Source organism: Candidatus Syntrophocurvum alkaliphilum (assembly GCF_009734445.1).
GTDB lineage: Bacteria > Bacillota > Syntrophomonadia > Syntrophomonadales > Syntrophomonadaceae > Syntrophocurvum > Syntrophocurvum alkaliphilum.
In genome coordinates, this window is record NZ_CP046457.1 from 838,639 (window position 1) to 862,994 (window position 24,356).

22 protein-coding genes and 1 riboswitch are annotated in these 24,356 nt (G+C 31.6%); of the genes, 8 read left to right on the forward strand and 14 right to left on the reverse strand.

Annotated elements, in window-relative coordinates:
• Positions 1 to 131: 131 nt before the first annotated feature.
• The 10 genes from SYNTR_RS04135 to SYNTR_RS04180 form a co-directional block, all read right to left on the reverse strand.
• Positions 132 to 374 (reverse strand): hypothetical protein, encoded by a 243-nt coding sequence (locus SYNTR_RS04135; RefSeq protein WP_156203339.1) that lies wholly within the window; start codon positions 372 to 374, stop codon positions 132 to 134.
• Positions 375 to 572: 198 nt separating this feature from the next.
• The gene (locus SYNTR_RS04140; protein WP_156203340.1) at positions 573 to 788 is read right to left on the reverse strand and encodes a hypothetical protein; all 216 of its coding nucleotides are present in this window, start codon (positions 786 to 788) and stop codon (positions 573 to 575) included.
• A 53-nt stretch (positions 789 to 841) separates the two neighbouring features.
• Complete coding sequence (locus SYNTR_RS04145; RefSeq protein WP_197079188.1) at positions 842 to 1,612, reverse strand: DUF368 domain-containing protein; 771 nt, start codon at positions 1,610 to 1,612, stop codon at positions 842 to 844.
• Positions 1,613 to 1,937: 325 nt separating this feature from the next.
• Positions 1,938 to 3,746, reverse strand: a complete 1,809-nt coding sequence (locus SYNTR_RS04150) for a MutS family DNA mismatch repair protein (protein WP_156203342.1) — start codon at positions 3,744 to 3,746, stop codon at positions 1,938 to 1,940.
• A 14-nt stretch (positions 3,747 to 3,760) separates the two neighbouring features.
• Complete coding sequence (locus SYNTR_RS04155; protein WP_156203343.1) at positions 3,761 to 4,513, reverse strand: histone deacetylase family protein; 753 nt, start codon at positions 4,511 to 4,513, stop codon at positions 3,761 to 3,763.
• A gap of 4 nt (positions 4,514 to 4,517) precedes the next feature.
• Entirely contained in the window at positions 4,518 to 5,192 is a 675-nt protein-coding gene (locus SYNTR_RS04160) for an adenosylcobinamide amidohydrolase (protein WP_197079189.1), read from the reverse strand.
• Between the two features lie 17 nt (positions 5,193 to 5,209).
• A complete protein-coding gene (locus tag SYNTR_RS04165) occupies positions 5,210 to 6,469 on the reverse strand; it encodes a heme ABC transporter ATP-binding protein (protein ID WP_156203345.1) in 1,260 nt (419 codons plus the stop codon).
• 9 nt (positions 6,470 to 6,478) lie between these two features.
• Positions 6,479 to 7,531, reverse strand: coding sequence for a FecCD family ABC transporter permease (locus SYNTR_RS04170; RefSeq protein ID WP_156203346.1), 1,053 nt, complete (start codon positions 7,529 to 7,531; stop codon positions 6,479 to 6,481).
• A gap of 22 nt (positions 7,532 to 7,553) precedes the next feature.
• Positions 7,554 to 8,465 carry an ABC transporter substrate-binding protein gene (locus SYNTR_RS04175; protein WP_197079190.1) on the reverse strand — a complete coding sequence of 304 codons (912 nt, stop codon included), beginning with the start codon at positions 8,463 to 8,465 and terminating at the stop codon, positions 7,554 to 7,556.
• A 270-nt stretch (positions 8,466 to 8,735) separates the two neighbouring features.
• Positions 8,736 to 10,271: a hypothetical protein gene (locus tag SYNTR_RS04180; protein WP_156203348.1), complete on the reverse strand. Its 1,536-nt coding sequence runs from the start codon at positions 10,269 to 10,271 to the stop codon at positions 8,736 to 8,738.
• A 378-nt stretch (positions 10,272 to 10,649) separates the two neighbouring features.
• Between SYNTR_RS04180 and SYNTR_RS04185 the strand changes: the two genes are divergently transcribed.
• Complete coding sequence (locus SYNTR_RS04185; RefSeq protein ID WP_156203349.1) at positions 10,650 to 12,164, forward strand: hypothetical protein; 1,515 nt, start codon at positions 10,650 to 10,652, stop codon at positions 12,162 to 12,164.
• A gap of 312 nt (positions 12,165 to 12,476) precedes the next feature.
• Here the strand turns inward: SYNTR_RS04185 and SYNTR_RS04190 are convergent, their stop codons facing one another.
• The 4 genes from SYNTR_RS04190 to SYNTR_RS04205 are packed head-to-tail and all read right to left on the reverse strand — an operon-like array spanning position 12,477 to position 15,529.
• Positions 12,477 to 12,956: a pyridoxamine 5'-phosphate oxidase family protein gene (locus tag SYNTR_RS04190; RefSeq protein WP_156203350.1), complete on the reverse strand. Its 480-nt coding sequence runs from the start codon at positions 12,954 to 12,956 to the stop codon at positions 12,477 to 12,479.
• 17 nt (positions 12,957 to 12,973) lie between these two features.
• Positions 12,974 to 14,074, reverse strand: coding sequence for a VWA domain-containing protein (locus tag SYNTR_RS04195; RefSeq protein WP_156203351.1), 1,101 nt, complete (start codon positions 14,072 to 14,074; stop codon positions 12,974 to 12,976).
• 28 nt (positions 14,075 to 14,102) lie between these two features.
• Entirely contained in the window at positions 14,103 to 14,981 is an 879-nt protein-coding gene (locus SYNTR_RS04200) for an AAA family ATPase (protein WP_156203352.1), read from the reverse strand.
• On the reverse strand, positions 14,978 to 15,529 hold the full coding sequence (locus tag SYNTR_RS04205) for a PadR family transcriptional regulator (protein WP_156203353.1): 552 nt from the start codon (positions 15,527 to 15,529) through the stop codon (positions 14,978 to 14,980). Before SYNTR_RS04205 ends, SYNTR_RS04200 begins: the two co-directional genes overlap by 4 nt.
• 462 nt (positions 15,530 to 15,991) lie before the next feature.
• Here SYNTR_RS04205 and SYNTR_RS04210 point away from each other — a divergent pair, with 462 nt between their 5' ends.
• The 7 genes from SYNTR_RS04210 (at position 15,992) to SYNTR_RS04240 (ending at position 24,223) form a co-directional block, all read left to right on the forward strand.
• Positions 15,992 to 16,945, forward strand: a complete 954-nt coding sequence (locus tag SYNTR_RS04210) for a TAXI family TRAP transporter solute-binding subunit (protein WP_197079191.1) — start codon at positions 15,992 to 15,994, stop codon at positions 16,943 to 16,945.
• Positions 16,946 to 17,163: 218 nt separating this feature from the next.
• A complete protein-coding gene (locus tag SYNTR_RS04215; RefSeq protein ID WP_197079192.1) occupies positions 17,164 to 19,056 on the forward strand; it encodes a TRAP transporter permease in 1,893 nt (630 codons plus the stop codon).
• A gap of 443 nt (positions 19,057 to 19,499) precedes the next feature.
• Positions 19,500 to 19,679: riboswitch (cobalamin riboswitch) on the forward strand.
• Positions 19,680 to 19,763: 84 nt separating this feature from the next.
• The gene (locus SYNTR_RS04220) at positions 19,764 to 20,810 is read left to right on the forward strand and encodes a zinc-dependent dehydrogenase (RefSeq protein ID WP_243140231.1); all 1,047 of its coding nucleotides are present in this window, start codon (positions 19,764 to 19,766) and stop codon (positions 20,808 to 20,810) included.
• An 18-nt stretch (positions 20,811 to 20,828) separates the two neighbouring features.
• Positions 20,829 to 21,971 carry an anthranilate phosphoribosyltransferase gene (gene trpD, locus SYNTR_RS04225; RefSeq protein ID WP_243140232.1) on the forward strand — a complete coding sequence of 381 codons (1,143 nt, stop codon included), beginning with the start codon at positions 20,829 to 20,831 and terminating at the stop codon, positions 21,969 to 21,971.
• Positions 21,943 to 22,158, forward strand: coding sequence for a hypothetical protein (locus SYNTR_RS04230; protein ID WP_156203356.1), 216 nt, complete (start codon positions 21,943 to 21,945; stop codon positions 22,156 to 22,158). The genes trpD and SYNTR_RS04230 overlap by 29 nt, the downstream gene beginning before the upstream one ends.
• 511 nt (positions 22,159 to 22,669) lie before the next feature.
• Positions 22,670 to 23,677, forward strand: a complete 1,008-nt coding sequence (locus SYNTR_RS04235) for an MDR family oxidoreductase (protein ID WP_156203357.1) — start codon at positions 22,670 to 22,672, stop codon at positions 23,675 to 23,677.
• Positions 23,678 to 23,761: 84 nt separating this feature from the next.
• Positions 23,762 to 24,223: a hotdog family protein gene (locus SYNTR_RS04240; protein ID WP_156203358.1), complete on the forward strand. Its 462-nt coding sequence runs from the start codon at positions 23,762 to 23,764 to the stop codon at positions 24,221 to 24,223.
• Positions 24,224 to 24,356: the final 133 nt, after the last annotated feature.

Sequence of the window (24,356 nt, forward strand, 5' to 3'; positions counted from 1 at the left end):
GCTCAGGCAGAATCACTTTTGCAATATTTTACTATATACATAGTTTTAACAAATTTTATTATTATTAAAATGCAAAATAAAAAAATAGATAGACAATATAGTCTATCTATTTAAATATATGGTAAAAAAATTTAGTCTTTTAATTTGTCATTAACGGCATTTTTAATCTCATCAACCATTATTTTACCTGCATATTTTGGTTCTCCATTAATAAATGTAATTGGAAATGGATAACCCATACGCATAACTTTTTCCATTATTGGATAATCATCCATTCCTTCTTCATCAGTATCTACATATTTAACTTCAATTTTATCACCAAAAGATTGTTTTAATTCATTTCGTAATAAATCTGTTGATTCTTTGACACTCATAGTTGGTCCACAACTATCTGCTACAGCACAATCAGCAGAACAGCTTCAACCTCCTGCAACAGCTTTGGTTCCTTGAAGCACTTCTATGATAACTTTTTCTTTATTTTCAGCCATTTATAAGCCTCCTTGAAAGTTGTTAATATGGATAATAACAGTTTAGTTCATATTTTACAAGTTTTACAATAACTAATTTTAAAATTATATAGTATCTAATGTGCTTGTATATTTTTCTACTTTATTAATATTGTTTAATTCATCTTCTATTTGTTGTTGTATTAACTCAAGATCTTGTTTAATTCTAAAGTACAAGTCACGTTTACCTTGAAATTCACTATAAGAAGCTAATTGAGTTAAGGTGTCTTGCATATTATCTAAGTCTTTTTTAAAATTATTTAGTAAGTCAGTTGAATGCATATTAGAACACTCCTTTAGATATATTTTATTTAGTTTTTGATTATAAAACATATCTAATTCACTAATTTTGCACGACGATAACTAAATAATGTCACTAATAATATTCCTAATAATACTCCTAAAATTTCATTTACTCCTAGATTATAGGGTATTACTGCTGTTGATGAACCTAAAATTAATCCAGTTAATATAGTCATTAATAAATTTCTGTGATTATTTAATATGTACGAAATAATCCAAGCACAACATATAATACCTAATAATGCTGATAAGCTAAAAACTGAAATAATTAGAAAATTTAATTCTGCTAATGCTACTAAAACAGGCTTATAAACCCCTAATATAATAAGTATTGTAGCTCCACTGATTCCAGGAAGTAACATAGAAATAGAACTAAAAACTCCGCCAATTGCGATATTTATTAAATTAACCGATGTTTCTGTAGCAGTAATATGAGCATTAATACTTAAAAATATAGCTAATAATAATGCAGATATACCAAAAAAAATATTTTTAAAATTAAAATACTTTATTTCAACATAGGTGATTTTAGCTGAAGCAATAATTAATCCAAAAATTAAAGAGTTTATAAATGTAGGATAGGCTTCCATAAAGTATGTCACAAGGCTTGCTGTAACATAAATACCAGATACACCGCCTATAAAAAGAGGAATTAAAATTCTAAGATTAATTTCCTTTACTGCTTTAATTAATAGTTCATAAATATTTAATATTAAAGCTACAGTTCCACCACTAACTCCTGGTAATATATTAGATATACCAATTGGTACACCCTTTAAAAACAAAGTCAGATAACTACGCACAACTTTCTTCCTTCCCAAAAAAGCAGGAATAGGATATCTCATCCCACATTTAATATTATATATTGCAAAAAAATTACTTATTATTAATTAATGATTCCACTGCAAAAAGCTAAACTTAGAGTATGGAATCGGCTGAGCAAACATGTTTATCACGCCACTCATCGGTCTTTACCTCCATTTTAGCTTAGCACTTATTATCTAAAATGACTTTTTATTTATACTTAGCCGTGATCTATGCACCACGCCTTGCTACTTAAGGACTTAGATAAACATGTTTGCTCAGCCTTAAGTTTGTTGTAGTTACTTTTTGCAGCAGAATCATTAATTAGTTTTCATTTTCTTCCTTAATCTCAATACCTACCATTTTCATCAGATATTTAGCATTTGTTGTTTTAGAACGTCCTTTTCTAAGTTTGTAGTCGAAGATAATTTCACCATTTTTATATGTTTCAGTAAAATGATAATTCATAATTCTGCCACTATTATCATTTTCAAAATCACAAAGCTCATAATCATGTGTTGAGATTACCCCTATTACCCAATCTTTATTTAAATTAATAAGGACGTTTTTTGCACCTATAATTCTATCTCGAGAATTAGTTCCTCTAAAAACTTCATCTATCAAAAATATCATTGGTTTTTCTTCTTTTGAATGATTAATAATCAATTTAATGCGTAATAATTCAGCATAAAAAGTAGATATACCAGCATTTAAATCATCAGCTAATCTCATAGAGGTAAATATATCCATTATAGAACATTTGAAATTTTTAGCACACACCGCTGACCCAGCATAAGCTAAAACAAGATTTATCCCTATTGTTCTTAATAATGTTGTTTTACCAGACATGTTAGAGCCTGTAATTATTAATATCTGATTATCAATAGTAAGGTTATTTGAAACTCTTTGTTTTTCATTAATTAGTGGATGACCAATTTGTTCAGTTAAAATAGTAAGCTTATTTTGATCAAATTTGGGATAACACCAATTAGGATTTATTTGAGAAGTTAGAGCTAAACTAGATAGAGCTTCATACATTCCAATATTTAAAATCCAGTCTCGCAAAGCTAAGCCTGATTCATCTCTCCATTTTTCTAAAGAAAATACACATCGAAAATCCCAAAAAAACAAACTGTTAATGAAGAAATGAACTATAGGATTGTATTGTAGAGCAATTGCACCTACAATCTTATCTAAATTTTTTATCTGTTGTGATGCAGGTTTATTTCTATTATATAATTTAGATTTTAGTTTTAATAAATAGTCATTATTAAATTTTTCTTCTTCAATTACTTTAAATATTTTTTGATAAGCATTTATTTTGTTTTTATTTGAATAAACTGGTTCTAAAATTTTAAATATTTTTCCATAATTAAATATGTTAATAACTATTTGAGCTATTAACAAACTTAAAGGGAAAATTAATAAAATCAAATCAAAAATCCATAATAAAAATAAAAATATTGTTATTATCGGAAGTAAATAGATTACATATATAAAAAATTTATTTTGAATTAATTTCAAATCATTTTCAGTGTATTTTAATAATTTTTCTGGATTTTCAAATAAATCCCCATTCATTCCTTCACATTGTAAGTGTTGACAAAAATCTAACTTAGACGATAATTCTTTTATCGCCTGTTGTCTTTTTTCAATGCTTTTTATTTCATTTGTAGGATTAGATAATATATTTTTAAGAGTAGTTCTGCCATAATATGTATTAGCATTATTTAACCATTGATAAAGTGAAGCACTACCAAAAATATCTAAATCATCTGTAAATGGATGATTAGAGTCTTTAAATTCAATACCATCATCAATAAAGCTAGTCCAGCTACCTTCTATTCTATCAATACATCTTTTATTGGCTTCTTCTAAAAAACTAAATCTCGTAGCTTCATTGTTAGCTTCTATACTTTTAGTTACCACATAGAAAAATGTAATTGTTGATATCAGTAATACAAGGTAACCATATGCATCTTTAGAATACAAAAAAGCCGCAATTGTCAATGACAACCCAAGTACAAATAAAAGTAATCTTAGATTGCTTAACCTATAGGATTTCCTTTGCATTTTTTCTTTCTTTTTTTTATACTTTTTTAAACGATTATTAAATATGATTTTTGTATCCATTAATATTTCCTTTATTATTTTTCAAGCCCTTCTAGAAAGGCTAATATGCTTTCACCTAGAACAACAGGATTATAACCTCCTTCAAGGACTGCAAATAAACCTCCTTGACATTTTTCTCTAGTAAACTTACCTAATATTTGACCTGCAATATTATAACTTGTAGTAGGAAGCATACCTCCCCAATCATATTCGTGACGATCAAATCCAGCAGATATAGCAATGATATCACATGTTTTGTTTTCTAAATAGTCTTCTAACTCCTTAATAAAATTGTGAGAATTTCTGCCTTTTATATGATAGTATTCAACTTGTTCATGGTTTTTAAAAGTCTCATATGTACCATCTCCTAAATGAAGATCAATATCTATAATAATAGCATTCTCTATATATTCATTTTCTAGTAAGTTCTGAACAGCTATTGCAATATTGTTAAAGTAACAAAATCCCCAACAGAATTCTGAACTAGCATGATGACCTGGTGGACGGCACAAAGCAAAAGCCATTTGATTTTGAATTGCATATTCTGCGGCAAGGATAGCAGAACCAACTGCCATTTTTGCAGTTTCATATAATTTTTTATTTGATTTAATCGATTTAAGATGTTGTTCTGTGTGAACTAGTAATATATCTTCATCTGTGCAAAGTTCAGGTTTTATAATTTCATACTTTTGACTTAATAAATCATAGGCATGATCTAGTCTTTTCATATCAGCCGCTGAATCTAAAGAATATTCATGGAAAAATAATTCATCAAAAATTACTTTCATTTTTTTAATCTCCCTTTTTTATTCCTTTTTTTATTCCTTGTCGTACTAATTTTCCAATAAGCTGGCCAAAATTAGTTGCAGTTCCAGCATATTCAACATTTGGACCAGTATTAGTGGTAGCAATAACAATAGCATCACTTGTTGTGCCGCTCGCTAGACTACCGTTAATTACATCTTTTACTTTTGTGTCTGCTAAAGCTAATGATTTGGCTTCAGTTGCAGTAATTACACTATTAACTAAAGCACCATTAGTTAAACTTCCATTAGTAATAATAATTGTATTAATAGTACCGGGGCTATACTGATCTTTTGTTTCTTTTAATATATGATTATATGCACTGCCTGCCCCAGCAGCATTTGTTATCCCTATAGTTAAAAATACTTTAACCCAAAATTCGTCAATGCTATCTTGAAGTATAACTAAATCCTTCATTAGAACTGCTGTTAAAAGACCACTAGTCATGTTAGGTTCTAAACCATGCTTTATGCATATTTGTTTTAAATGGGTTTTTGGATTTGGATGATTATAATTTTTATCAACTTGAACATTTAATATATGTTTTATAGGCTTTATTCCCTGACCTAAAACCCCTGAGCTAATAGCAGTTAAACTAATTTCACTATTAATAAATAAAATATTTTCTTTTACAACATTTTTTATTTGGTTCATACTATTCATCTTCACAAATCACCAACCTAAATATGCTTCCATAAATCATCTATAGTAGATAAATCAATAACTCCTTTTGTTAATAATTGTTTAGTTATCTTAGTTGCTTCTCCATTGGAGTAATCTCTATAAGATATATTGTTCATATCAATAATAAAGGAAGGTTTTTGTAAGTTTAGGCTTTCTTCTAATATTTTCAAATTTAAAAGATTTCCTGATCCAATAGGAATTGGTAGTAATAATACTAAGTCTGCGTTCTGAACTAATTTCAAATTATCTAAATATGATTTTTCAGATATGGGAGAAAAAGGAGCCTCCTCTGTTATTTCAATGCCTAGCATCTTAGCAATTTGCCAGTCAGTATCACCTAAATTTAAAACCCCTGCTGTGACTTTAAAGCCACTTTGTACTAGCTCCTTTATTACAGGAGCACCAATTCCCCCTCCGCTAATTATATGAATTGTAAGATTGTCTTTGTAATTATACTCTTTTTTATTATAAAAATTCGATTCAATTATGGTTATTTGAGGTACACCCGTCAATGGATGAGTGCTAATTAAGGGTTTACTGCCATAAACATCTTGGATATTTTTTTGAGTTATTACCTCATTAGGTGTTCCTACTGCATATATTCGTCCTTCATTGATTAAAATTAACTTTTTACAATACCTAGCTGCTAAATTAATATCATGTAATACAGTTATAGATGTAAGGTTATCTGTCTCATTTAAATGTTTTATTAGGGCTAATAATTCAATTTGATGATTTATATCTAGATGGGCAATAGGCTCGTCTAACAGTAATACTTTGGGTTGTTGAGTTAGTGCTCGAGCTAGTATTACCCTTTGTCTTTCACCACCACTTAACGCTACTATACTTTTATCACGTAAATGCCATGTATTAGTAAGCATCATTGCTTGTTCTGCTACCCAATAGTCCTCCTTGTTTTCACTAGCAAAACGACCTAAATGAGGCATCCTCCCCATCATTATTATTTCCCATACTGAAAAATTGAAATTAACCGTAGTATCTTGAGGAACTACGGCAAGTTCTTTAGCTAGTTTTTTTGGCTTTAGTTTAAAAAGATCTTGCTCACCCAAATATATGTTCCCAACAATAGGTTTTAAAGATGCTGCCATAGCTTTTATAAGTGTAGATTTTCCAGAGCCATTAGGACCAATAATGCCTATACTATCACCTGGCATAATACTTAAATTAATTTCTTTTAAAACCTCGCTTGAACCATAATTAAAACTAATATCATCCACTTTAATACTAATGCTCATAACTCACCTCTAGATAGACATACTTTTCTTTCTAACTCTCAAAAGATACCCAAAGAATGGAGCACCAATTAGTGCTGTTATAACACCTACGGGAAGCTCACTTGGAGTTATAATAATACGTGCTATAGTGTCAGCCCATATTAAAAACAACCCACCAACTAAGGCAGATATAGGTATTAGTACTCGATGATCAGGTCCTAGTATCATCCGTACTATATGGGGTACAACTAGTCCTACAAATCCGATAGTTCCAGCAATTGATACAGCTAGTGCTGTAATTAAAGATGCTAAAAAGAGAACTAATATTTTAGCCTTCTCAACTGATACCCCCAAATGGTGGGCAGTATCTTCACCTAAAGCCATTACATTAAGTTCTCTTGATAAAAGCCATAGTAATATCATTCCAAAGAATATAAAAGGAGAAATAAAAATAATATAATCCCAGCTTCTTAAAGCTAAGCTACCCATAAGCCAAAACACTACTTGTTCTAAGTTGTTGTAGGCTCTAGTAAGCATAAAAGAAAGTAATGCAGTTAAAAAAGATCCTACTACTACACCAGCCAAAATCAAAGTTTCAACAGCTACACGTCCACCAATTTTAGCTAATTGATATACTATTGTAATAGCAGTCATAGCACCTATAAAAGCAAAAAATGGCACTAATCCAAATTGCAAATAAGTTACTCCCCCACCTATCATAAAAGCAAATACTGCTCCAACTGCTGCACCTGAAGATACTCCTACGGTGTAAGGGTCTGCTAATGGGTTTCTTAAGAGCCCCTGAAATGATGCACCAGCTAATCCCAAAGCTCCACCAACGATTCCCCCTAGTAAAATTCTAGGTACTCGTATTTCATATACAATAGTTTCTGTAGTATCAGACCAATCTGCTATTATTAAAAGCTCACCTAAATATGGGATTTTGTAAATTAACATACGCAGAACAGTAATTACATCAATATTAGCACTACCTAGAGTTGAACTAATAATCATTGTTAAAATGAAAGCTGGAACTAGTAATCCTAGCCCCAGCAACAATCTATTTATCCATTGGTTAGACATTTGCGCCATCCTTTTTTCAATATTAATTAAAAAGGTCAGGGTATAAAGATTTGGCTACTTCCTCAAGGCCTTCAACAGCTCGATAAGTAGGACGTACCAAAATATTGGTGTCAATTGTATCAATAACTTGATCTTTTTTTACTGCTGTCAGTTGACTCCATCCAGTTCTATTTTTAGCATCTTCAGCAGTGTAATAAGGATGAGTTCCCATAATAATAACATCTGGGTCTATCTCAATTAACTTTTCATTACTATATTTAACCCATGCTTTGTTAGCATCTACTACATTTATTCCTCCAGCTAAATCTAGAATCTCATGTTGTAAAGACCCAAGTCCCACAGTATAAAGTGGCTCCCAACCAACCTCAAAAAATACTCTTTTTCTTTCTTTATCACCAAGTGTTATTACTTTTTTCTCAACAGCTTCAATTCTTGTTTTCATGTCTGTAATAATGTCTTGAGCTTTATCTTCAGTACCTGTAGCCATAGCAATAATCTCAAATGATTTATAAATTTCTTCAAAGTTTTGAGCTTCAATCATTAAAGTATTAATACCTAGGTTAGAGATCTCATTTAAAAGCACTTCATTTGTAGTGTGTTTACCTACTACTAAATCAGGTTCTAATGAAATTAGTTTCTCTAAATTAATGTTCCAATCACCTACTTTTTTCTTTTTTGAAGCTATTTTGGGATAATCACAATTTTCAGTAACCCCTACAATTTTATCTTCCAATCCTAAATCATAAAGTATTTCGGTTACACTAGGAATAACTGAAACTATTCTAATTGGCTTAGATTCAATATTTATTTCATTTCCTGCTACATCTATTACTGTTCTTGAAAAATCAGTGTCAACTACTTTATTTCCTTGTTTTTTTTCAGATACATCTGGGCTGCCACATCCTGTAATGAACACTATTGCTGTTAATAACACAAATAATATAAATATAAAATTATAACTAAAATTTGTTTTATTAATTATAAACACCACCTCTTCTTGTTAGCTCATTCTTATTTCGCTTTAAAATTAATAAACTCCTGCCTATAAAAGGAAAATTATTACACTATAATCCAATTAATGATTGAATTGCAAAAATTTATATTAAAAAATCCCTTCCTAAAATTTAGAAAGGGATTTTATTTATTTTAGTTTTTAATTTATTAAAGCCATAAACGAAATTAGTATTTTGCAAGTTTCACTTAATTAAAAGGCAATTAAGGAAAAAATAATACCTGCTATGCCAATAAAAGTTATAATATAAACTGGTAATGTTGGCATGTTTCCATCCTTTTCCATAGCCTTACCAAACATAAAAAATACTAAAGGATGTACTAAGAATGGCATAGCAAAAATAAATGGAATTAATCCTGCCGCTTCAGCTCCAAACATTCCTCCCTGTATTGCTGCAAATAAACCAAAATGAGATATTGCAGATGTTTGTGCCATGACTGCATAGTTCATGGGCATAGTAGTAAAACTTAGTAGTAGTAACCCGCCAAATATAACCAATAATTGCCAACCCATAGAAAATTGCATTAATGCTTTTACTTCTATACTGTTTTCTTCATTAGAATAACGCAAGTTTTTAAGAGCAAATACTGTTAATATAAGACCAGCAGCTACTATTAATAATGATGGTGCTAAAATTAAATTTCCACTCTCAGCACTTACAGCTAAGATAGAAAATACAAATACGTGAGCAAAAAATGGAATATTTATCATAATTGGTGCACGATTAGCTGCAATTTTACCAAAATCTCCTGCAGTACAAGCACCAGTTAATCCTGAATGAGAAAGTGCACCTGCCATACCTGGTGCTAAATTTCGAACATTGGTAGTTTTAGCAAAATACATTAATAATGAAATTCCTAAAAACATCCAAACAAGTTGTCCGAAAAATCCATATGCTAAAACTGAATTCATACCACTAATAGTAAATGCCTCTCCTATTCTAGAGCCACCAATCATAAAGTTACCTGCTAATACAATTGGAATTCCGGCAAATAATAATGCTCTAATAGTTGGTCCAAAAGACCATTTATATAAAAATCCGCCTAATCCTGCTGATAAAAGCATAGCAAAGAAAATTTGAGGCAGAGCAATAATTTCATATATTATTTGAGCAATATTGTATGATAAGTATAATACTATTAAAATAGCTAATATCTCCACTATTCCTTTTCTGATATATTGATGTTTATTTGAAATTTTGGCTTTATAGTCAATTAAAATAACTGCACCAACAATTCCAATATATGCAATTAAAAGATAGTATTGACTTAGAATGCTTTCAGATCCTACAAGTAACCTACTTAAACCTTCAATTCCTAATAGTAAAAAGAAAGATCTTATAACAAAAACTAATTGAGTTCTATTAGTTCCTAAAATTGTTTCTTCATCAGAGGGAACCAGCATTTTATCTGGTTCTAATTGCTTACCTCCAAAGATTTTTCGTAGTTCCTGTCCACCTACAAAGAAAGAAACAGATAAGGCAATAATAGTTGTTTTACTTATTAAATCTATTAAAGGAAATTCTTGTAAGCCTGGTTTGGCTATACCACTTGCAACTAGTATATAACCCATTGATAATCCAAAAATAACAATAATTAAGATTGGTGAATATCTTGTTCCCGCTACTACAGTCCGTGCAATAACAACCATAGGTATTACTAAGAATAATGCAAGCCAAAATTGATTTAAGATCTGTATTTTACTAATTTGATCAATAGCTATTTCCATTCATAAACCCTCCTATAACACCTACTATAATTATAGCTTAAAAATTACTGCATTTTTTAATAATTGTTATTTATTAACAGGATGTGGCCTTGAATATTTCTTATTTATCAATATTCATAGTTTGCCTTCAACAATAATCTACAATATATGTGCTTTTCCCTGCTTTTATTGTTAAATTTATTACAAACTCATTATACCAAGGACCTAATTTAGTTGGTATATATAAAATTAATTTAATAAAAAATATTAGATTGTTGCTTTAACATCTCGTTTATTAAGAAGATATCTATTTTTTTATTATTAAAACTAACACTAATATTCTTTTTAGAACCTTTATTAGTAATTATAAATATAATAACCAAAAAGGAGGGGTTATTAATGAATCAAAGTCTCAATAATGCTTTTGATTACCGTTTTAGTAAATTTAGAAAAATTACACCTGTTAATGGACTTGATGTAACTGATGCCGATAATGCTATGCAAAATAATTATGCATGGTCTATAACAGAACTAGGTGATTATATTTATGTTGGTATAGGCAGAAATATTCTTTATACAGTTTTATCATCTGGTGCACTTGGTGATGTTCCAATCCCTGAAGAACTAACTCCACAAGACCCAATTAATGTTGGTGAAATTTGGCGTTACAAAAAGGATGATTGTCAAGGCTGGGAACGTGTTTACCGTACAACAGAAGATATTAATAATAATGGTTTTCGCTTTATGATTACCTATACAACACCAGATGGCGAAACGGCAATATATGCTGGAGCTTTTACTTTAACTCCTGAATTGTTTATGGTTAAATCAACTGATGGTGTTAACTGGCATCAACTTGATACTGGAATTGAAGGATTTTCGACTAGATACATGGCTGAACATAGAGGAAAATTGTACCTAGGTGCTACAGCACTACTTGGACCAGGTGAATTTAGGTTGTATAGTAGTTTTGATCCAGAAAATGAAGGTTGGGATTTAGTAGATGTTGATGGTGATCCGAATAAAAATCCTCGAGGAATAGCAGACATTTTATTTAGTTTTAATGACCACCTGTATGTAGGTACTGCAAGAGAAACAGGTTTTGAACTATGGCGTACAGTAGGAACTGAACCAGAATTAGACAACTGGAAATTAGTTGTCGACAAAGGGGCTGGTGATGCTAGAAATGAACGCCCTTGGGAAGTTGGTATTTTTAATGATTATATTTATATTGGTACTGCCATTGAAATAGCTATACTTAGTTTACGTCAGACTTTAATCCCCCCAAAAGGATTTGATCTCATACGAGTTGATAGTAATGATAATTGGGAGTTAGTAATAGGTGGAACTCCTGTCGTCCCTACTGAACCAGAAACAGGTACTAGGGGTGCACCACTTAGCGGTAATTCTTCGGGTTTTGGCAATATAAGTAATGCATATTGTTGGCAACTACAGGCACAAGGGAACGAGTTTTACCTCGGAACCTTTAGCTGGTCTGTACTAATTCCCCCATATATTCCTTTAATACCCGAATTATTAGACAGTATTTTTTCAGCAAACGTAAATGCTTATCAAAACTCATTGCAGAATTATATAAATTACTTAACCCAAAGCAACCCACAACTTTCACAAATATCTCTTGGGGATGTGATGCAAAAGGTATCTAATTTTATTATGAAATTGGGTAGTAGAACTTTTGGCTTTGATCTTTGGAAATCAAAAGATGGAGTTAATTGGGAACCAGTATCTTTAAATGGCTTTGGCAATCCACATAATTATGGTGTAAGAATGTTATTTTTAGCTCAAAATAAAAGCTTATATTTAGGTACTGCAAATCCTTTTGATGGACTTGAAGTCTGGGTTAAACCAAAAGATGTTAGAATTAACGATAAATTCCCAAATGATGAAGAATAAATAATATATTAAAAAAATTTTAATGGACGATTTCTAATATATATTAGAAATCGTCCCAATTAGAAACCTAATTTTTAATTTCACAGCATAAAGGTAAACCTAGACTATAGAATCGGCTGAGCAAACATGTTTAACACGCTACTCATCGGTCTTTACTTGCATTTTAGTTTAGCACTTATTATCTAATATGATTTTTTATTTATACTTAGCCGTGAACATTCACCATGCCTTGCCACTTAAGGAATTAGGTTTATATGTTTGCTCAGCCTTAAGTTTTTTGTAGTTACCTTTTTGCAGCAGAATCAATTTTGTTTATTTAATTAAATTTTTAACCTTGTCATAGTTAAAGCTCCTTAACTCTTCTAATAATTTTTCAACAAATGATTCCCATTCAGGAGAACGAAGTTTAAGTTTTATTCCTTCCTGTACTTCAACATCTACAGCTACATTACTCTTGACGCTTTTACATACCAGAAGTAATATTCCCATATGTTTACTAGATTCCATCTTTTCTTTTAATATTAATCCTTCAGCTTGAAGTGAAAATGCAACATCACCATCACCTACAAAAGTAAGGGCAATCTTACCTCTTTTTTGTACATTTTTATATGTTTGAGATTGATTCTGTGCTGCTAATAATATTATTTTATCATTTATAGCATAGAACAATGACATAGGTGCTCCACGAGGATAGCCATCTGCATCAACTGTAGAAACAATACCAGTCATTGTTTTTTCCTTAAAGAAATTTGTAAGATGAGATGGTAGGCAGTCTCCTAAATATTCAGCCAAAATAATTCCCCCTTCATTTATAATTTTTCAAATGCCTTTTCCATTTCAAGTAAGTTAGTACATGAAAAGGAGTCATCACAATGTATGAGATATTCACTCATTCTACTGTCACCAGTATTCCAATTAGCGTAAGATTCAGGATTGAACCAATATATTTTTTTTACCCTATTTCGTATCTCTTGCAACGCCCAAGTTTCATCTCTAAACCAATTATTCCTAGCATCACCAAATATAAGTACAGTTGTTTTATGATTTAGTAATTGACTATGCCTTTGTTGGAATGCTTTAAAAACAGCACCATAATCAGTATATCCTCGACCACCAACTACGCGACTATGCTTAAGTACATGAGTGCGTAATGTCAATGGATTTCCTGATATTAATAATTGACTTATGTTGTCAATTTCATCAATAAAACCATAAGAATGGATATGACGAAAAAACCTCTCCAATGAAGCAAGCAGAGCCAAGGCAAAACAGCTAAAATTCATTACTGAACCAGATACATCACAAAGAACTAATAGAACTGGTTTTTGCTTAATTTTTTTACTGGTTATTATATCTACAGGTATACCACCGGTTGACATACTCTGACGGATAGTTCGCCGATAATTAAGATTGTTTTGATCATTTCTCCGATGTACTTTGATCATTTTAGCTGCTAGACGTCGTGCAATAACCGGAAAAAGACGTTCCATTTTATGAATATCATCTAAATTTGCCAAGTTAAATTCAATTTCCAATGGATTTTTGTTTCCCCCAGGTGGAGCTTGGGAAGAACTTTTGCTATTTAAAGGTAGTCCCTGAGCAAATTCTGATCCTTCATTGCTAATATTTTCATTTCCAATAGCATTATTTTGTTGGTTATAATGATGATCTGAATAGTATTGCCCTGGTAGTCTATCAATAAAGTATCTTTTATAAACATCATCAAAAATTGCTTGATAACTATAGTTTTTAACTAAAGTGCTAGACATCGCTGAATAAAAAGCATCTTCTATTAGCCAATCTACATGCAAAAGGGCTTGGAAACAATCATTTGCTTGCCCTGGACTAACTGGCAGACCTTCCTGCCTTAGTTGTTCAAAAAACTCTTGTAGGTTATAAAATAAAGACATGGTTTCACCTCATTCCAGGTTAACAATATTAATAACGGTTAAGTAAGTCTTCTTTACTGTAAATTAAGCGTTCTACTTTTTGCATATCTTCTTGATGCTTCACAATAGTGTTAAGGGTTTGCAAAGCTGCATCCTTATCCAAATGCTCTTTGCCCAACCATAGTAACGTTGTCGCCCAGTCAATGCTTTCAGCTATACTTGGAGATTTCTTTAGTTCCAAACCTCTAATACGACGCATAACAAGTGCGATGTGTTCAGCCAATTGTTTGCTTAAATCAGGAGTTTTTAATAGTAAAATATTTTCTTCCATTTCACGGTCTGGGAAATCAAGATAAAGGTATAAACATCTTCTTTTTAGGGCTTCTGAAAGTTCTCGGGTTGCATTAGATGTAAGAAAAACAAAAGGATATTGTTTAGCTTTAATTGTTCCCATCTCAGGAATGGTGATTTGAAATTCTGATAATAATTCTAGTAGCATTGCTTCAAATTCAAAGTCTACTTTGTCAATTTCATCAATAAGTAAGACTGGAGATGAATCACAAGAAATGCTTTCTAGTAGTGGTCTGCGCAATAAGAAATCCTCAGAGAAAATTTGCTCTTCTACTTCATCAATACCTGGCTGCCGGTTGGCTACAGCCTGAATATGCAATAATTGTCGTTTATAATTCCACTCATAAAGAGCCTTTGACTCATCTATTCCTTCATAACATTGCATACGAATCAGAGGCAGATTCTTCATTTTGCTAAAGGCTTGAGCAATTGCAGTCTTCCCTACACCGGCGGGTCCTTCTACCAGAATAGGTTTTTGCATCACCTCAGAAAGAAATAATACTGTTGCTGTCCGGGTATCACAAATATAACCAGCCTCCAACATATCATTTTTTAAAGCTTCAATTTTGCTGTTCATGTTTGTCCCCCCTCATTTTTGTGCATATTTTGTTCCAATTCTAAAATAAATTGTTCTAACCATTTTATTTTGAGCTTTTCAACATCTATTCCGTATTCAATAATCTTAGTACGGTTAACATCTACCTTTTTTTGAACCATCTTTTCCCTGGCTTCATTAAAATGCCTAAGACGCATATCACTTATTTCTAATTGTTGTTTTAACTTTTTCAATTTATCTGCATCTGATAGAAACATAAAAAAATTAACTTTAGTTAAAAAAGGATATTGATTAAAAAAATCATATTTAGAGTGACCTTCTTCATCTATTTCAGATTCTAACCACTCATTAAACTCTGCTATTCCTTGAGGCGTAATTTTAATAATTTTCTGATCAGGCATATCTTGTTGTGCCCGAATTTCTCGTTCAACCATACCTTCACGATCTAGTTGTTTAAGTGTAGAATAAAGTCTTCCTTCATTTATAATTGGATTAGCTGGAGTAAAATCTGCAAAACATTTCTTTATCATGTTGTAACCATATGTTGGAAGATCCATTAATGTCCCCAATAATATGTGTTTAAAGGCCAAACAACATCACCATCCCTACTTATGTTTAAAGTATTTTCGATAACAAGGTCACCTTAATCAAATTGGAACCTAATTTAAACATTTTCTTTTCATCTAATACCCTAGACTTAAACTTAATGTACATTAATGTTAAGGTATATTAAGTTTAAGGTTATGTCAATATGAATGCTCAAAATACTTCTGGTATAATTTGTTAATATTATTATTTTATGCTTATTTGCAAATTTTCTTTAAATAAAACAATTGTACAGTGCGATTTTTCCATTTTTGTAGTATTTTATATATTTATAAATTATTAAAATTATTTTAATTGACCATTTCGTCTCTATTGATATAGAATTTAATAGTGGATGAAATTTTTGTTCAATATTGTCAATATTAGATATTGTACAAACCATCCAAATTTTATTAATTAATAAGGGGTAAAGGAGGATGTTGATTTTGAGAAAGAAGCTCGTATTAGTAGCAATACTTACAACGTTTGTTTTTATTGCTGCAGCATGTGGTGGTGGGGGTAGCCAACAAATTACTATGGGAACTGGCAGTGTAGGTGGGACATATTACCCACTAGGACAAGAAATGGTCACTGTATGGAACAATAACATTGAAGACGTAAACTTTTCAGCTGTTGAATCAGGGGCATCAGTTCAAAATTTAGCTGATATTGGTGCAGGAAATATGGACTTAGGTATGAGTGTACATATTCCAGCTTTAAATGCACTAGCAGGAATTAATGATTTCGATAATGAAATTACTAACTTCAACTTTATAGGACATATCTATCCAGAAGTACTACAAGTTATTACTCGTGAAGGTACCGGGATAGAAAGCATTTCAGATTTAGAAGGTAAACGTGTTGCAATTGGCCCAGCTGGTAGTGGAACACAGGCTGCAACTAGACTTGTATTAGAAGCATATGGACTAACTGAAGATGATTATGATGCATACCAAGAAGGCTTTGGAGATGCTGCTGATCGCTTACAGGATGGAACAATTGATGCATCATTTGGTTTATTAGGATTACCAAACGGAACTATTGAACAATTACAAGCATCAGTTGGAGATGTACAATTTATAAACATTTCAACTGAAGGATTACAATATGTTGAGGAAAATAGTGACTATGGTGAATTAACAATTGCTGGCGGTACATATGATTGGATAGAAGAAGATGTAATAACAATTTCAGCATTTGCTGTTCTTGTTGCTAATACCGATACAGTTGACGATGAATTAGCATACGAATTAGCAAGAGTTATGGTTGAAAATGCAGATGAAAATACACATCCACAATCTGCTCACATGACATTGGAAAATGCTTTACTGGGATCAGAAGGACTTCCAATGCATCCTGGTGCAGAAAGATATTATCAAGAACAAGGTATACTTGAATAAATTAATAAGAATTCTGATTAGACAACCTAGTTAGAAAGGGGCAAGCATAAAATGCTTTCCCCTTTTTAGATACTGTTACTGGTATAAGGGAGGGGAGCACCATCCGAGATCAAGAAAAAATAGCTAATAATGAAACCAATCATGATGCAAATCAAAAAATTATTGAAAAATACGACAGAGAAAGAAATTATCGAAGTAATTTAGGTAAATTGACTTGGGTGTTTTCATTTCTTGCTATATCTTTAACTATATTTCATTTATATACTGCTTCATATGGTATTTTACAATCACAAGTACAAGGTGCTGTACATTTAGGAACAGGACTTGGTTTAATATTTATACTTTATCCTATTAAGAAAGGATTACAGCATAAACAAAAAGGTGTTCCTTGGTACGATGTAATACTAGCCTTTCTAGCATTGTTCGTGGGTTATTATTTTGCTTATTTTGTAAATGAAATTACTGTACGAATACCTCGTAATGATGCTACAAGTTTAGATCTTTTAGTTGCTGTATTAGGTGTATTTTTAGTTTTAGAAGCAACTAGAAGATGTGTAGGATTACCAATAGTTGTGATTGCTAGTGTATTTATTACATATGCTTTATTAGGCCCTCACATGCCTGTATTAGATCATAGAGGTTTTGCATGGGATAATTTAGCATTAAGACTCTACTTTAGCACTTCTGCTATTTTTGGTACTCCGATACAGGTTTCGTCTAAATTTATTTTCCTATTTTTGCTTTTCGGTGTAGTGCTTATTAAGACAGGTATTGGAAAGTTTTTCAATGATCTAGCCTTTGCTTTGGCAGGACGATATACAGGTGGGACAGCAAAAGCTGCGGTTGCAGCAAGTGCTTTACAAGGAACAGTTAGTGGAAGCTCAGTTGCTAATACAGTCAGCTCAGGTTCCTTTACAATTCCATTAATGAAAAAATCCGGATTTAAACCCGAGTTTTCAGCTGCTGCTGAAGCATCAGCTTCAACTGGTGGACAACTTATGCCGCCAATTATGGGAGCTGCTGCATTTTTATTAGCTGAATATGCCGGTGTTCCTTATAGCCAAGTTATGTTAGCAGCACTTATCCCCGCTTTGCTATATTTTTCGGGTGTATTTATGGGAGTACACTTTGAATCTAAAAAATTAGGTATTAAGGGTTTGCCAAAAAGTGAGCTACCAAAATTAAAAGAAATAATTTTTAGTCGTGGATATATGATTTTACCACTGATATTAATTTTTACGACTTTATTGATTGGCTTTACACCAATACGAGCTGCTTTAATTGGAATAGGAAGTGCGTTTATATTAAGCTTTATAAAAAAGGAGACACGTCTTTCTATTATAGATATTTTTGAAACACTTGAAAGAGGAGCAAGAGTTGCTTTACCTGTAATAGCCGCTTGTGCAAGTGCTGGTATTGTAGCAGGAATTGTTGTTATTACTGGCTTAGGAGGTAAATTGGCTTCAGGAATAATTTCCATGTCAGGAGGCATACTAATTTTAACACTAGTTTTTACTATGCTAGCATGTATATTATTAGGTATGGGTCTACCAACAACTGCCAATTATGTAGTAACAGCATCAATAGCCGCACCGGCATTAGTAAATCACCCAGAATTTGCTATACCGGTATTAGCAGCACATATGTTCGTGTTTTATTTCGGAATAGTAGCTGATATTACTCCGCCTGTGTGTTTAGCTGCCTATGCTGGTTCAGGTATAGCTCAGTCTAATCCATTTCACTCAGGAGTAACAGCAGTAAAATTAGCTATTGCAGCCTATATTATACCTTTTATATTTATATATAACCCAATGCTTATTTTAATAGATTTTACATACCCACTATTAGCAATATCAGTCCTTACAGCAATGCTTGGTATGTTTGGAATAAGTAGTGCTATGATGGGCTACTTTATACGTCATTCATATTTATGGGAAAGACTAGTTTTATTTGCTGCTGGTATAATGCTCATATCACCTAATATTTTGGTAGATCTAAGTGGAGTAATCTTAATAATTGGTATATGGCTAATACAGAAACGAAGAGAAGATGAAAATCTTAAAGATGATAAATTGACTAATGAATTAACTGAAAGACCCCAACACTTATAGGCATAAATTATTACTAGCTCTCTTGGGTTATACCAGTAAACTAATTTAGTTTTCTTAAATATTATTAAACTTTAAAACTACAAGTTTTACACTTGTAGTTTTTTTTATAGCATATTAAATATATTATTATCGTTTTTATAAAAAACTAATTTTGATTCTGCTGCAAAAAGTAACTACAACAAACTTAAGGCTGAGCAAACATGTTTATCTAAGTCCTTAAGTAGCAAGGCGTGGTGCATAGATCACGGCTAAGTATAAATAAAAAATCATTTTAGATAATAAGTGCTAAGCTAAAATGAAGGTAAAGACCGATGAGTGGCGTGATAAATATGTTTGCTCAGCCGATTCCATACTCTAAGTTTAGCTTTTTGCAGTGGATGGTTGACATAAATTACTAATAATATTAATATTTATAAGTAAATAGGTGTTAATATTTAACAACTAAATATTAAATAGTTAATGGTGCTCAATAATTTGAGATAATAGGGAATTGGGTTAGAATCCCAAACGGGCCCGCCACTGTATTGGTAAGTCTAATATATTATTACCACTCCAAAACTGGGGGAAGGTTATATTAGATGATGACCCTAAGTCAGGAGACCTGCCTTAAACTATATTGATCCTTTATCAAAAAGGCATCTAGTAGTAATGGATGATGGAAAGTCCACGCTTTAATATAGCGTGGACTTTATTTTTTTAAGAAAGGAATGATTATTTTGAAAGCTGCAATTTTAGAGAGTAGAGAAAAAATTGTTATTAAAAAGTTAAAAGTTCCTGAATGTAATACAGGAGAACTATTAGTTAAAGTTAAATCTTGTGGAATTTGTAGAACTGATATGAAATCCTTTTTAAGTGGTCAAAGAGATCTTAAACTACCAAGAATTTTAGGACATGAAGTATCTGGAATTATAGAACATGTGGGTTTAGGTGTAAAAATGTATAAAAAAGGAGATCGTGTACAAATTTCACCTGGTATACCATGTGGAAATTGTGAATTTTGTAAAAAAGGTATTGATAATCTGTGTGAAGCTATTAAAATTATGGGATTTAACTATGATGGTGGTTTTGCAGAATACATACTAGTACCTGCTAATGGAGTGAAAAACGGAATAGTAACTATTATTTCAGATAACATTTCTTTTGAAGAAGCATCTATGGCAGAACCATTAGCCTGTAGTATTAATATGCAAGAATTATTAAATTTGAACAATAATAGAACAGTTGTGATTTTTGGCTTAGGACGATTAGGTATATTAAATGCAAAATTAGCAAAACTCAAAGGATCTTCTAATATTATCGGAGTGGAGAAAAATAGGCAGCGTCTATTAAATGCTAAAAAATTTGAATTTGATTATATTATTGACTCGTCTAAGGCAGATGTTGTCAAAGAAATTTTATCATTAACTAGCGGTAAAGGTGCAGATGTTGTTATTCCCTGTTGCCCAGAATACGAGGCAATGAACACTGGAATTCAAGTTCTTACTAAAAGGGGTAAATTAGGTTTTTTTAGCGGATTAATTACTGAAAATTGTAGAAACATAGATTTCAATCTTATTCATTACAAAGAAATAAGTGTTATTGGTGGATATGGAGCTGCAATTAAACATAGTAAAGAGGCTCTAGATTTTATCACAAAAGATAGTATTCGAGTTAGTAATATGGTTACAAAAATAATTGGACTTAATGATATTAAAAAAGGTATAGATATGGTTAAAAATATGACAGAGCTTTCTGTAGTAATAAATTTTGATTAAATTTAGGGGGGATATTATTTGAGAAATTTTAAAGAATTTAGTATGGGGATTACAAAACTTCTAAACAAGGAAAACTTAACACATCAAGAAGCTAAGGACATGTTTTTTAAGGTATTAAATAATGATGAAACAGAAATGCATCAAGGTGCTTTTTTAGCAGCACTTGCTGCTAAGGGAGAAGCAGTACAAGAAATTGCAGCTGCTTGGGAAGCTATCTATGAATTAGATACAGTTAAGGTAACTCCAAATACTACTAAACCTTTAGTGGAAAATTGTGGTACAGGAATGGATAGTGTAAAAACATTTAACATCAGTACAGCTGCCTCAATAGTTGCATCTACAGCAGGAGTTGTAATGGCTAAACATGGTGCCCGTGCTATTACATCTAAATGTGGAACAATTGACATTTTAGAAGAACTTGGAATAGATGTTGAATGTAGCCCTGAATTAGTAAAGAAAAGTATCGAAGAGGTAGGCATAGGTATTTTTAATGGTATGAGTCCAAAAATTCACCCTAAAGCACTAGGTAGAATATTATCTCAGATATCTTTTGGTTCTATTCTTAATATATCTGCTTCTCTTGCAAATCCAGCGTTACCTAAATATGCAGTTCGTGGTGTATATTCTAAACAGCTTTTAAAACCTACAGCTATAGTGATGCGAGAAATAGGGTATAAAAAGGCTTTAATAGTACATGGTCTTGCAGAAGATGGTATTAATGGAATGGATGAAGCCTCAACATTAAATGAAACATTTATATCAGAGTTAAAGGAAGATGGAAGTATAGTTTCTTATTCTTTTTTTCCTGAAGATTTTGGAATTAAAAGAACAACAAGAGAAGCAATTCAGGGGCAAACTAATAAATCTAAAGAAGCAATTTATTTATTAAAAGTATTAAATGGTGAAATAATGGGACCAAGAAATGATATTATCTGTTTAAATACAGCCTTGATTTTATACTTAATGAATTCTAGTAAAACAATAAACGAAGGCTATATTAAAGCTAAAGATATAATAGCCTCGGGTATGGTTATAGATAAATTAAAACAATGGGTAGCAAAACAAAACAATGACCCCCAAAAAGGATTAGACAAGTTAGAGCATTTACTAAAACTCAATAGAGGTGATTATTATGATAAAACTTTATGCTATAAAATGTAATAGTGGCTATATAAAAAATAGTCAAAACGAAGAGTTAAAATGTGTTAGTTTGGATAAAGCATCTGTATTTGGTGATGAAAGACTAAACCAAGTAAATGAGGTGATTAATCAAGCCAAGAAAAAAGGCTTAAAAGAAATTAGATTAGTTACTTTAAATATTATAGAACATGATCCATATAATATATAAATTAAAACTAGAAATTCAAACTCACAAACACTTCCCATAAAAATACATTTTCAAATATTACAGAAAGAAGAATTCATTTGCTAGCTATATACAAGCAAATAAATGAATTCTTCTCTACGTTTGTAAGATAATCAAGTGTTTCCGACTAATCTTACTATTTATTTTAAATTACTACTCCCCTTCCCTACCTTTATCTAAATTTTTAAATATTTTTACTAACAAAAAAAGATTTTATTATCTTTGTCACATATAAATTTGTGATTATCAAAATATAAACATCCATTAACAATAATGTTATTTTATGACATATTTCTATTGACATTTTAATGGTAATATTATGTAATATTTGGTAGTATAATATAATTAATTATTAAATTGTTTTATTTTTGTTTCGTAATGAATATGCCAATAATTAATCTAAACTATGAAATATTAATTAGGTCCAGGAGGTGATACTTTTTAAAATGGTTTGACCTTGGACAAAGATAATAAATTGGGGAGGGGTATTGTTATGTCCAGTAATGAAACCTTTAAAGCGCTTGTTGTAGATAAAGTTGATGGAAAAATTGTTAGTGAGATTAAACAGTTGACTGTTGATGATCTCCCCCAAGAGGATGTTCTTATTAAAGTAGACTATTCTACGGTAAATTACAAAGAAGGCTTGGGGTTTGCAGGTTTAAATAATATTTTTCGTAAATTTCCAATGGTTCCCGGACTTGACCTAGCAGGAACTGTTGTGGAATCACAATCACCAGATTTTAAACCAGGAGATCAAGTAATATTAAATGGATGGAGTGTCGGTGAAAGATACTGGGGTGGTTATGCGCAGATGGCCAAAATAAAATCTGATTTTCTTATTCCTTTACCAAAAGGAATAGATACAAAGAAAGCCATGGAAATAGGTACTGCCGGTTATACTGCTATGCTTTGTGTTTTGACACTTGAAGAAGCAGGGATAACACCCGAAAGTGGTCCAGTAATTGTTACAGGTGCTGCAGGTGGAGTAGGAAGCAATGCTGTTGCTATACTTGCTAACCTTGGTTATGATGTAACGGCTCTAACAGCACCTGGTCAGGAATCAACACATGAATTTCTTAAAGAGCTTGGAGCAAAATCATTTGCTGGCGGTGAAGAATGGTCTGAAATGCCTAAACCGCTCGAAGTACAAAAATGGATGGGTGCTGTTGATACAGTAGGTAGTGTAGTACTCTCCAGAGTTATAGCAGAAATGAATTATGGAGGTTGTGTTGCTAGCTGTGGGCTAGCGGCTGGTTTTGATCTTCCTTCAACGGTAATGCCTTTTATTCTACGCGGTGTTAGTTTGAGAGGTGTTGATTCAGTATGGTGTCCAAACTCTAGAAGAATAGAAGCTTGGGAACGTCTTGTAACTGATATTCCAGATTCAGCATTAGCTAAAATTAATAAGGTTATAAAATTGGAGGAAGTACCAAAATACACCAAAGATATTCTTGAAGGAAAAGTTCATGGACATCTTGTTGTTGATGTAAACGCGTCATAGTAATTATTAATTTTTTTGCACAATATAAACCCCCTATGTATAGGACAAATAATTTATAAGTAATTAATTTGGGAGGGATTAGGAATGAGTAATGGGAATGTTGTAGCTGGTACAAAAATACCTTGTAGGGTTAATCGTACTCTTGATGTGGGAGACTTTTCACTTTTGCACTCACTCACTTGGTTTAATATGGGAGTTCACAGCGATTCGGAGTATGCGAAAGGCACTTGGTTTAAGGAGCGCTCACTTGCTGCTCCAATAATATTTGTTATTGCAGATGGCCTAGTACATCATGCAGACACAGTTTCTGAACTGTTAGGAAAAGATGGGTATTCAATCTATGCTTATGTTGGGGTTGATAATGTAAAAATCACTACACCAGTACTTTTTGGTGATACACTCAGAGCAGATGCAGAAGTAGTAGATTTTCGTTCTACCAAAAATCCAAAGATGAACTTATTAATATATAACAATAAGACATATAATCAACGTGATGACTTAGTAATTGAATATACCAGCACCATGTTGTGCTTGAAAAATGACTAATAATTAATAGCTTAATTAATCAAATATTAATAAAAAATAACTACACAATCTTAGTTCGGTATTAGACTGGACTAAGATTGTTTTAATTTTAAAGCCTTATATAAACATTAGTTGTTTAAACATTTTTCTAAGC

What these genes read in the sequence shown, in the direction of transcription:
- SYNTR_RS04160 (WP_197079189.1), bottom strand. Translation starts at nt 5,192, where the DNA reads ATGAATAGTATGAACCAAATAAAAAATGTTGTAAAAGAAAATATTTTA.
- SYNTR_RS04230 (WP_156203356.1), top strand. Translation starts at nt 21,943, where the DNA reads ATGATAAAACTTTATGCTATAAAATGTAATAGTGGCTATATAAAAAAT.
- SYNTR_RS04200 (WP_156203352.1), bottom strand. Translation starts at nt 14,981, where the DNA reads ATGAACAGCAAAATTGAAGCTTTAAAAAATGATATGTTGGAGGCTGGT.
- SYNTR_RS04165 (WP_156203345.1), bottom strand. Translation starts at nt 6,469, where the DNA reads ATGAGCATTAGTATTAAAGTGGATGATATTAGTTTTAATTATGGTTCA.
- SYNTR_RS04150 (WP_156203342.1), bottom strand. Translation starts at nt 3,746, where the DNA reads ATGGATACAAAAATCATATTTAATAATCGTTTAAAAAAGTATAAAAAA.
- SYNTR_RS04135 (WP_156203339.1), bottom strand. Translation starts at nt 374, where the DNA reads ATGAGTGTCAAAGAATCAACAGATTTATTACGAAATGAATTAAAACAA.
- SYNTR_RS04240 (WP_156203358.1), top strand. Translation starts at nt 23,762, where the DNA reads ATGAGTAATGGGAATGTTGTAGCTGGTACAAAAATACCTTGTAGGGTT.
- SYNTR_RS04155 (WP_156203343.1), bottom strand. Translation starts at nt 4,513, where the DNA reads ATGAAAGTAATTTTTGATGAATTATTTTTCCATGAATATTCTTTAGAT.
- SYNTR_RS04195 (WP_156203351.1), bottom strand. Translation starts at nt 14,074, where the DNA reads ATGTCTTTATTTTATAACCTACAAGAGTTTTTTGAACAACTAAGGCAG.
- SYNTR_RS04235 (WP_156203357.1), top strand. Translation starts at nt 22,670, where the DNA reads ATGTCCAGTAATGAAACCTTTAAAGCGCTTGTTGTAGATAAAGTTGAT.
- SYNTR_RS04170 (WP_156203346.1), bottom strand. Translation starts at nt 7,531, where the DNA reads ATGTCTAACCAATGGATAAATAGATTGTTGCTGGGGCTAGGATTACTA.
- SYNTR_RS04180 (WP_156203348.1), bottom strand. Translation starts at nt 10,271, where the DNA reads ATGGAAATAGCTATTGATCAAATTAGTAAAATACAGATCTTAAATCAA.
- SYNTR_RS04140 (WP_156203340.1), bottom strand. Translation starts at nt 788, where the DNA reads ATGCATTCAACTGACTTACTAAATAATTTTAAAAAAGACTTAGATAAT.
- SYNTR_RS04185 (WP_156203349.1), top strand. Translation starts at nt 10,650, where the DNA reads ATGAATCAAAGTCTCAATAATGCTTTTGATTACCGTTTTAGTAAATTT.
- SYNTR_RS04220 (WP_243140231.1), top strand. Translation starts at nt 19,764, where the DNA reads ATGATTATTTTGAAAGCTGCAATTTTAGAGAGTAGAGAAAAAATTGTT.